This window comes from Sulfitobacter aestuarii, from assembly GCF_042685005.1.
Lineage (GTDB): Bacteria > Pseudomonadota > Alphaproteobacteria > Rhodobacterales > Rhodobacteraceae > Sulfitobacter > Sulfitobacter aestuarii.
On record NZ_JBHUMP010000038.1, the window covers coordinates 1 to 8,967 of the forward strand.

Sequence of the window (8,967 nt, forward strand, 5' to 3'; positions counted from 1 at the left end):
GTGCAGTCGCGGCAATGGGCCGGGGGCAAGACCGGCGAGATTTCAACCCGTGTGGTCCTGCGATGACGGGCCGGGCGCCCGGGACAGACAGGCAAGGCTCCTACCGATTGGACGAATGAATCCTTAAAATGCCCTGGAGGCGATACGGCAATTGGCAGGCCAGCGGGCCACTGGACCCGCGCGCCCTCCTCTGCTACGCGCGCTTGGGCCGATCCGGTCGATCATCACCGCGTTTTCTGCGCTTTCCCGCTTGCCCTTCCCGCCTGGGTTCCATATGCGTTCACTCGTGAACGACCCTGTCGCAACCCTGAGCAAACACGGATCCGCCCCCGCGAGATCCGCTGCGGTAGCCATGGAGCGGTTCGCCTAGGATGACGCGGGACATCAACGAGGACACGCGGTTCCGCCTGATGCGCGCGCTGGAGGGTGATCCCGCCCTGTCGCAACGCGCCCTTGCCGCCGAATTGGGTCTCAGCCTTGGCATGGTGAATTATTGCCTGAGAGCCCTGGTCGATAGAGGCCAGGTGAAGATCCGTAACTTCCGCGCCGCGGACAACAAGCGGCGCTATGCCTATGTGCTGACCCCGAGCGGGCTGGCCGCCAAGGCGAGGCTGACGCGAGATTTCCTGAAGCGCCGCATGGCCGAACACGAGGCGCTGCGCGCCGAGATCGAGGCCCTGCAACGCGAGCTGGGATCGGGCGGTGCCGACAGGTCGAAACGACCGAGCTGACGTCCGATAGTTTGCGTTATTGGGGGTTTGGCTCAACTTACCGTCAGTGAAAAGTAAAATTCGCTTCGCTGATCCTTCAAGCGAAACGTCACTATTTAGTGGCACCAGCCGCTTTTTAGAACCGACTAAATTCCATATGAACACTTCAATATTGACCCTGTAAACGACAGGATAAAAGGCCAATTTATGACAAAAAGAATTGTGATGGACTTGGACGAAACTATTTCGGCCAAGCCGGATAGCGTTGGTTATGAGGATGCTTTACCTCGGCTTGAAGTCATTGCGCGCATGCGCGCCTACCGTGATCTTGGGTTCCAAATTTGTATCTTTACCGCGCGTAATATGCGAACATTTGAGGGCAACGTCGGCAAGATTAACGTTCACACTCTACCGAAAATCATTGCCTGGTTGGCGAAACACGATGTGCCCTACGATGAAATCCTGGTCGGCAAACCTTGGTGCGGTCACGAAGGTTTTTATGTAGATGACCGCGCAATTCGTCCAAGCGAATTTGTAGCTTTGTCGCTAAAGGAAATCGAAGCCCTGATTTCCAAAGGATAACACCGTGCGCATTGGCCTAATCTTATCTGGAAGCTTCATCTCGGAGAGTCTTTCTGCCGAACTTGGCAGAATTCCACCCTCCTTTGTACCCCTCGGGAGCCGACGCTTGCTATACCGACAGTACGATGAAATCCGGCATCTGGTGGATAAAGTCTTTATATCCTTGCCTGAAAATTTCGAGCTTCACCATGCGGACCGGCAGCAGATTGAGAACCTTGGCATCCAGATTATCTACTGCGAATCAACGCTAAACATCGGCGAGGCATTGGCCCAATGCATCAACACCATTGGCGTCTACGACTGCGAATTCTTAGTTCTCTACGGTGACACGATCATCAGCGGGCTAGAAAGTTTTCCCTGCGATGGCGTATCAGTACATGCATCTATCGGTGAGTACAGATGGGCCGAGTTGAAGCGTCTTTTCGGACTGCGTGCGGAAGAGCATCTGAAGGGAACACTCTCCGGACTATTCGCATTTTCCAGCGTGCCTGAGCTTCTGCGCTCAATTATCCGTGCTAAGGGAGATTTCCTCGAGGCCATCCGCCTCTACGACCAAGTCCACGAGATCGCGATTGTGGACACCGGGCAATGGTATGATTTCGGCCACGTCCAGACCTATTTCCAATCCACTGGACTCATTACAACGGAACGCGGCTTCAACAGATTGAAAATAACAGCGCGGGAGGTCGTCAAGGGAAGTGAAAACGACCGAAAAATACGCGCAGAAGCGGCTTGGTTCTCCGATATTCCGGCTCGCCTCACTTGCTTCACACCGGCCTTCCTGGGAGCGCGCGATATCAACGGGCTCAGCGGCTATGCCACGGCAAACACTTACCTTTCCACCCTAAGTCACTTGGCTGTTTTTGGCGATCTGCAGGCCGACACTTGGGTGAACATTTTTAACGCATGCTCCGAATTCCTGCGCGAGAGCCGTTCGGCACGAGCCGTAAAATCGCTAGGCATCGCGGCAAACGAGTATTTCGGCCAAAAGACGCAGGAACGCTTGGAGACCTTAGCCCGAAGTGAACACGGCGCGCAACTCTTGGGATGTCGCCGGATGAACGGCAAGAACCTACCTGACATTTCCGAGATGCTTGCGGTGACGGACGAAATCATTCGCGACTTGGACCATGGACCCGAATGCCTAATCCATGGCGACTTCTGTTTCTCGAACATCTTCTACGACTTCCGTAGTGCTTCAATCAAGGTAATCGATCCGCGCGGCGAACTGCCTGATGGGCGGCGTTCGATCTACGGTCTGCAAAGCTATGATATCGCCAAGCTCGCGCATTCGGTGCTGGGTGGGTACGATTTGATCATCGCTGGTTACGTGCGCGGCGAGATCCGAGGCGACACGTTAACCATGGATGCACCCCACCACGACAATCATCGTTGGCAACGGCTAATCTCAGCCTTCGATGCCTCCGAAGTCGCGCAGATTCACAACGTGCGCGCGATTAATGCCATGCTGATGCACCTGTTCTTGTCCATGCTTCCGTTGCACGCCGACCGGCCGGATCGACAAATTGCAATGCTAGGCACCGCCTACAAATCCTTTGACATTTTGACGGAGCGATAGATGTTCTATTTCCCCATGGCCGGCCTGAGTTCGCGCTTCACCAATGCCGGTTACAACAAGCCGAAATACTACCTCGACGTCGGGGATGGGATGAACCTGTTTCAAGCGAGCCTAAAAGGCTTCTCGCGCTATTTCGAACAGGACGGCTTCTGCTTCATCTACCTTGACAGCGTCATCAACGCGGAAACGATCCACAGCTGGGCTGCCCAGATCGGCTTGCCAGCGTCTAACTGTGCCACCGTTCGGCTGTCTGAGCCGACACAAGGCCAGGCCGATACTGTGCGCCGCGGCATTCTCGAAACGATCACCGCCAGCGACGATGAGGTGGTGATCTTCAACATTGACACCATCTACCACGATTTCGCAAAGCCCGAAGGAGGTCCGGATAATTACCTCGACGTGACTGAAATGCTTGGTGATCATTGGTCCTTTGTCGACGCAGATCCGACCGAGCCGGGCGTCGTGCGGCGCGTGGTAGAAAAGCAGCGCATCTCCTCAATGTGCTCGGTTGGGCTTTATGGATTCCGCTCCACAGATCTGTTCCTCAACGTGCATACACGTCACTACGCCAGAAGCCACGGCGAAAGGGAGGAATTCGTCGCGCCGATGTATCAGGCTTTGATCGACGCGGGCGAGCAAGTACGCTACCGCAGCATGCCTCGCCAACAATTCGATTTCCTTGGAACGCCGCATGAATATCAGGACTACCTCGCGTCGCAGAGCTGATCGATATTCTTGCTTAAAAACCACACGAGAAGAGGCAAAAGTATGTCAGGACGAGCTGTCGTCTTCGTGCCGTATCGGCCAATCTGGTACTATGAACGCCTCGGCCCTTGTGTACGCGACTGGGCAATGATGGAAACCGCCATCGGACTGTGCGATGCCTCAGGCCTGCCGGTTCACGTGGTCGACCGCCCCTCTTTTCCTCCTTGGCGCACAGGGACTATCGCCGACACTTCCCTTCGCCGGATCACCGATATCGTGCCCGAAACGCAGATCACCCGCAAGTTGCGTGTCTCGTTGCCTGCGGCGCTCTTGTCCAGCCGCAAGGCCTCCGGCCCGATCGTTGAGCAAGTCCTGAATGACATCGCGCAGTGCTACGACAGCCTGCTTGTAATCGACTTCGACCCATTCGCCGAGATCACCGCGCCTGCGAACGCGACCCACTGGTTCGACGAAATCGACGATTTCTCGAAGCATCGCCGGATGCCGGGGCGCGATCGTCGGGCCTTTGCTGCCAAACGCGCGCGCGGCCATGCCATCCATACAGCCTCCAGTTTGGAATCCACCGTTGGAGATTCCATTCCCAATTGGGTTTTCACTCCGATCGCGCCGACGGCCGAGGACGGCTGTACACCCTATGAATTTGGCTATATCGGCTATGTGGACAACAAAATAGATATCGATCTCGTCGCCCGACTGGCGGCGGTGGGGCCTATGGGGATCTGGGGCAATATCCTCGACGCGGAGGTCGAGCGAAAGCTCTCCGAGATCCCCGGCATCAGTCTCATGGGGGAATTCTGCGCGCCGGATCTGCAGGGCATCATGGCGCAGTTCCGCATCGGGGTGATTCCCTTTCTTCTGGATCGCATCCACGGTAACTCGCCCATCAAATACTATCAGTACAGCGCCGCGCATAAACCCTGCCTGAGCACCAGCGCCTTTGGACTGAAGCGGGACAATCTTCTGGTGATTGATGCCGCGGGTCTGGGCGACGCCCTCGCCCGCGTGCCGATGCTTGACGCTGCGGCTTGGTCCGAGGTGACGCGACAGAACAACCAAGGTAAAGACCTATTCGAGGCTCGCCTGAAGACCGAAATAGAGCGGATGCCATGACCACGTTCGCGATCTGCGGCCCCGTCCGTCACACATCCTACGTAATTGCTCGACTGCAGCGGCAAGGGGTCGATGCGAAAAACATTCGGGCCGTACTGACCATTTCAGACATGGGCAACAATGCCCGCACCGAAGTCGGTTTCAACGACCGAGACGTTCATGTCACGTGGACCGAAGACTCGCGGAGCCTACTGCGTGAACATATCAACGAAAGCGAAGCGCTCTCTAGCAAAAGCCCCACACCCATCCACGCGATCTTCAACATGTTCTACCAGAACAGCCAAGTCGCCGCGCAGATAACGGATGACCCAGAGATCATCGGGCGTTTGCGGAGCGACATCTTATTCTACGATGACTGTGTCAAACGGCTTCAGTCTGGTGAATGCGGCTTGGCCTGGAATCCGGTCGCGGTAGAATCGCACTACATTTCCGACCAGTTCATGGCCTTCCCACGCAAGGCATATGCCCAGATTTGGGCTACCGAGGGTTTTGCAGCCAGTTTCACCGACGCCAAAGGAATTCCCGAATCCATAATCCGTGACCGTGCCCAAGCGATTTTTGGCTCGGGTGCAAATGATTTCGCCTTTTCCCGCTTCGTGGATTTTGACATCGTCTATGAAAATGCCCGATGGGCCGATACCCCGCGCATGTTTTGGATCAAGAAACGGTTTGGCTGGCAGGCCTGTTATGCCGCGACAGGGCGGAAGAGTGCGTTGGTCAAAGCATTCGATCGGCTGCATTCACGGACGCTGGGAAGCACTTCGCTACTCCGCAAGTCTGCGAACCTGCTCCTCAAGATAGCCTACCTGCCGGTGTTTTTGACTGAGATGTCCGGGATTGGACGTGATGCACGTATCTTTCCTACCCACAAAGCAGCGTCGGAACAACCCAAGTGATCTTTACAGCCGCAAAGATGTTGAACTCCCTTGCGATCCTGCAAGGTTTCTATTTTGCGGCCCACGGCGGCGGAGATCCATCCTATTTTCTGTTCTTCTCAATCTACCTGTATTTCTTTTCTGTCGCCGAATATTGTGAAGGCGCCTTTCTGGTCAGAGGCATACGCCCAGGCTGTTGGCATTTTGTCGGCAAGGGGCTGTTTTTTGCCCTTATTTCCTGTGGGCTGATGCTACTCGTCGGCGAGGGCGCCGGGCAGGAGGTCATTGCCTTGACCGCGCTATTCGCCGTCCTGCCCCTGCTGTCCTATTGGAGCGGCCCTTCCCGCGATAAGGTTGCCGATCGTGTGTTCTTCGCAATCATGCTGCTTTCGCTAATTTTCTTTTCGGTCCTTCTTTGGTTCGTCGACGCAGGCGCGGCGTTCATAGCCTATATTGCGCTTTACGCGCTGGCGGCTCATAAGCGAGGGCGGACACAGGCCTTCAGCCCACGAGAGATGCCCGAAGGTGCCAATCTCCTGCAACTCAGCGCTGTGGCGCTCTTTGTACCCGCTCCGCGTTATATGGATCTTTTTTTCCTTCAGATGCTTGGCGCCAGCCAGGCTGATATGACCGCTTCACTGGGCTTTCGCGTCGCTAACATTAGCGTGCGATTGCCCATGTTTATTTATGCCAATTTTATCCCTCCCCGGATCGGGTCTTTGGATATGGCTTTCAGAGGGCGATATTTCGCATTGGCGGCAACCGCGGCGCTCGCAGCCTTCGTAGTCTGCTATGCTGCAGTTTACCTCGTGGCCCCTCAGGTGCAGCCGCTGCCTCTTGCGCTCTATGCGCTTGCTATCTGCCTAGCCGCCTATATCGGCGAGATCCTTCGCTTCTTTGCTAGCGGCGGCATCTTGTTCCGGGTCAGCCTGTTGGCGCCGCTCTTGATGGTTCCCTTCTTTTGGCTGCTATTCGACCTGGTCGGCCTTACCTTTGACGTTGCCTTTGCAGGATGCTTCAGCATGGCAGTCATTCCTTTAGTGCTCTGGGCCTATAGGGTCGAATACCGACGGGAAGGTGCGAGATGAATTCCCTGCCTCTTGTAGTCTTGACGCGGTTGCTCGCCCTCACCTTCGGCGCCCTACTGATCCATTTAGGGGCCACGCAAAGCGCCGACTTCTGGAACTACCACGACCTATTCGCAGCGCACTGGTCGATGGACATCAGGTCATTGACCGATCTGATCGGCTTCGTTTGGACATCAAAATCGTTTTATGAGATCATGGACCCGGTTTTTAGAATCTCGCCGGAGCTTCCCTATTACCTATCCTGGCTGGTTCTCTGGGTCGGACTCTGCTTTTACGGATTCCGCGGCCTTCATTGGTTCCTATTTTTCAGTTTCTTTCCCGGACCGGACCTCCTTTTAAATGTCATTCGGCAAGAATTCGCCTTGGGGATAGCAGCCATCTTTCTGTCCCTTAGTGGACCAATGTTGGCTAGCTTGGCCTTCCTATTCCATCCCTCCGGCATTCTCACCATTGCCTTCCTCTACGTATCTGACAGGTTTGAAAAAATTTTACTTAGCGGGCTCCTAAACGGCATGTTGCTGATTCTTGGGACTGTGCTGGCACTCGTCTTGGCACTAAATTCTACCTTCTTTGAAATGGGTCTGGCCAAACTCGACGCCAAACGCGGCTTAGCGGAGTTCGGCTCTCACTTCATTTACTTCGTCTACTTTCAATTGGCTTTCTTAGCCTTCCTCTGCCTTTACATCCAGTCGCGCGTTCGGCGGATCCTGTTCTTCGGGACAATCGCTTTTTGCATCGTCATGACAGTAAGCGATATTTATTTCTATCGATTCATCTACATCTTCTACCCGTTTGTCGTGTTCGATATAGGTGAGACGCTGCGCATCCGCCCTCGCAGACGCAGACGCAGACGCAGACGCAGACGAATTCTAGATTGGGTTTCAAGATGGCTGCGATACGGGATCATCGCCTCTTCAGGAGCCTTCGTCACGATGTCCTCAATAAGCAACTGATAGAAAAGATTCAGCTTTGAAATGTAAGTTGGCCATCGCAGATTTAATCGCGATGGCCGAGCGCTTAGAGGAATGACGTCACTGAACACCAACCTGCCCAGCCCCGCTAATGGAAACCATACATGAAAGAAAATCGCATAGCCATCCTCGGCACGGTCGGAGTACCTGGTAGCTACGGAGGGTTTGAAACTCTAGCACAGAACCTAGTCGAATTTCACAGAGCCAACGCCCACGAATCGGATCTCGCCGTCTACTGTTCTGCCAAGGCCTTTCAGAAACAGCCAAAGACCTTTGGCACTGCGCGACTGCGTTATATCAGGCTTGACGCTAATGGGCCTCAGAGCATCGCCTATGACGTTCTCTCTTTGTTCGACGCGATCCGGCAAGGCGACAACCAGCTATTGTTGCTCGGCGTTTCGGGCGCGCTTGCGTTACCAATTGTGAGGCTGGTCAGTCGCGCCCGTATCGTAACCAATATTGATGGGATCGAATGGAAACGCGAGAAATGGAAGGGGTTGGCCAAGGTAATCCTGCGAGCTTCGGAATGGGCAGCGGTGCGTTTCTCACACGGTGTAATCGCCGACAATCAAGCGATCGCCGATTACGTGACCAAGACCTACGGCCGCCCCTGTGCCGTAATCCCCTATGGCGGCGACCATGCCCGCGATGCCGAGCCAGACCGGGCCGCTACAGCCAACCTTCCCGACAGCTATGCCCTTGCTCTCTGCCGGATCGAGCCTGAGAACAACGTCTCGATGATCCTCGAAGCTTACGAGGACCTCGACACACCGCTAGTCTTCGTCGGCAATTGGGATAAGAGTGATTATGGCCGCGCACTCAAGGAAAATTACAAGGAGCATCCCAATATCATTATCCATGAGCCGGTTTATGAAGCTCGCAGTCTACGTGCGATCCGTGATAATGCTACGCTCTACCTACATGGCCATTCGGCTGGGGGGACCAACCCAGCGCTAGTTGAGATGATGCATTTTGGTATTCCGATTCTCGCACATGGCTGCTTTTTCAACCGCTACACGACAGAAGATAAGGCCCGCTATTTCAGGTCGGCGGCCGAGCTTGCGGAGCAAATACGCCGACTGTCCAAGGAGGAAGGGGAGCGGATCGGCTCAGATATGGCTGAAATAGGCGAACGGCGCTACACTTGGAACCAGATTGGCCACTCTTACTTCGACCTTTTGAAAGACCGACATTAGAGCGGGTTGCGCCCATTCCGGTTCAGGATTCCCATGAGGCTTGATCTGTGCTCCCCTGTCTGTAGGACAGATATGGGGGTTTGAGATGGGCAAGCCACATCCTGTGGCACTTCGTGAGCGCGTTGTCGCG

9 protein-coding genes are annotated in these 8,967 nt (G+C 55.0%); all 9 read left to right on the top strand.

The features are described from left to right. The first annotated feature begins 371 nt into the window (after nt 1-371). The 9 genes from ACFSUD_RS19020 (at nt 372) to ACFSUD_RS19060 (ending at nt 8,837) form a co-directional block, all read left to right on the top strand. Complete coding sequence (locus ACFSUD_RS19020; protein ID WP_386376083.1) at nt 372-731, top strand: MarR family EPS-associated transcriptional regulator; 360 nt, start codon at nt 372-374, stop codon at nt 729-731. A gap of 204 nt (nt 732-935) precedes the next feature. Continuing rightward, nucleotides 936-1,292 carry a hypothetical protein gene (locus ACFSUD_RS19025; protein ID WP_386376084.1) on the top strand — a complete coding sequence of 119 codons (357 nt, stop codon included), beginning with the start codon at nt 936-938 and terminating at the stop codon, nt 1,290-1,292. A 106-nt stretch (nt 1,293-1,398) separates the two neighbouring features. Further along, a complete protein-coding gene (locus ACFSUD_RS19030; RefSeq protein ID WP_386376085.1) occupies nt 1,399-2,871 on the top strand; it encodes a hypothetical protein in 1,473 nt (490 codons plus the stop codon). Next, nucleotides 2,872-3,597 carry a hypothetical protein gene (locus tag ACFSUD_RS19035; RefSeq protein ID WP_386376086.1) on the top strand — a complete coding sequence of 242 codons (726 nt, stop codon included), beginning with the start codon at nt 2,872-2,874 and terminating at the stop codon, nt 3,595-3,597. A 129-nt stretch (nt 3,598-3,726) separates the two neighbouring features. Beyond that, the gene (locus ACFSUD_RS19040; protein WP_386376087.1) at nt 3,727-4,707 is read left to right on the top strand and encodes a hypothetical protein; all 981 of its coding nucleotides are present in this window, start codon (nt 3,727-3,729) and stop codon (nt 4,705-4,707) included. After that, entirely contained in the window at nt 4,704-5,603 is a 900-nt protein-coding gene (locus tag ACFSUD_RS19045; RefSeq protein WP_386376088.1) for a hypothetical protein, read from the top strand. Before ACFSUD_RS19040 ends, ACFSUD_RS19045 begins: the two co-directional genes overlap by 4 nt. Next, nucleotides 5,600-6,670 carry a hypothetical protein gene (locus ACFSUD_RS19050; protein ID WP_386376089.1) on the top strand — a complete coding sequence of 357 codons (1,071 nt, stop codon included), beginning with the start codon at nt 5,600-5,602 and terminating at the stop codon, nt 6,668-6,670. Before ACFSUD_RS19045 ends, ACFSUD_RS19050 begins: the two co-directional genes overlap by 4 nt. Beyond that, entirely contained in the window at nt 6,667-7,623 is a 957-nt protein-coding gene (locus tag ACFSUD_RS19055) for a hypothetical protein (protein ID WP_386376090.1), read from the top strand. The genes ACFSUD_RS19050 and ACFSUD_RS19055 overlap by 4 nt, the downstream gene beginning before the upstream one ends. A 122-nt stretch (nt 7,624-7,745) precedes the next feature. Continuing rightward, entirely contained in the window at nt 7,746-8,837 is a 1,092-nt protein-coding gene (locus tag ACFSUD_RS19060; protein ID WP_386376091.1) for a DUF1972 domain-containing protein, read from the top strand. Nucleotides 8,838-8,967 lie beyond the last annotated feature (130 nt).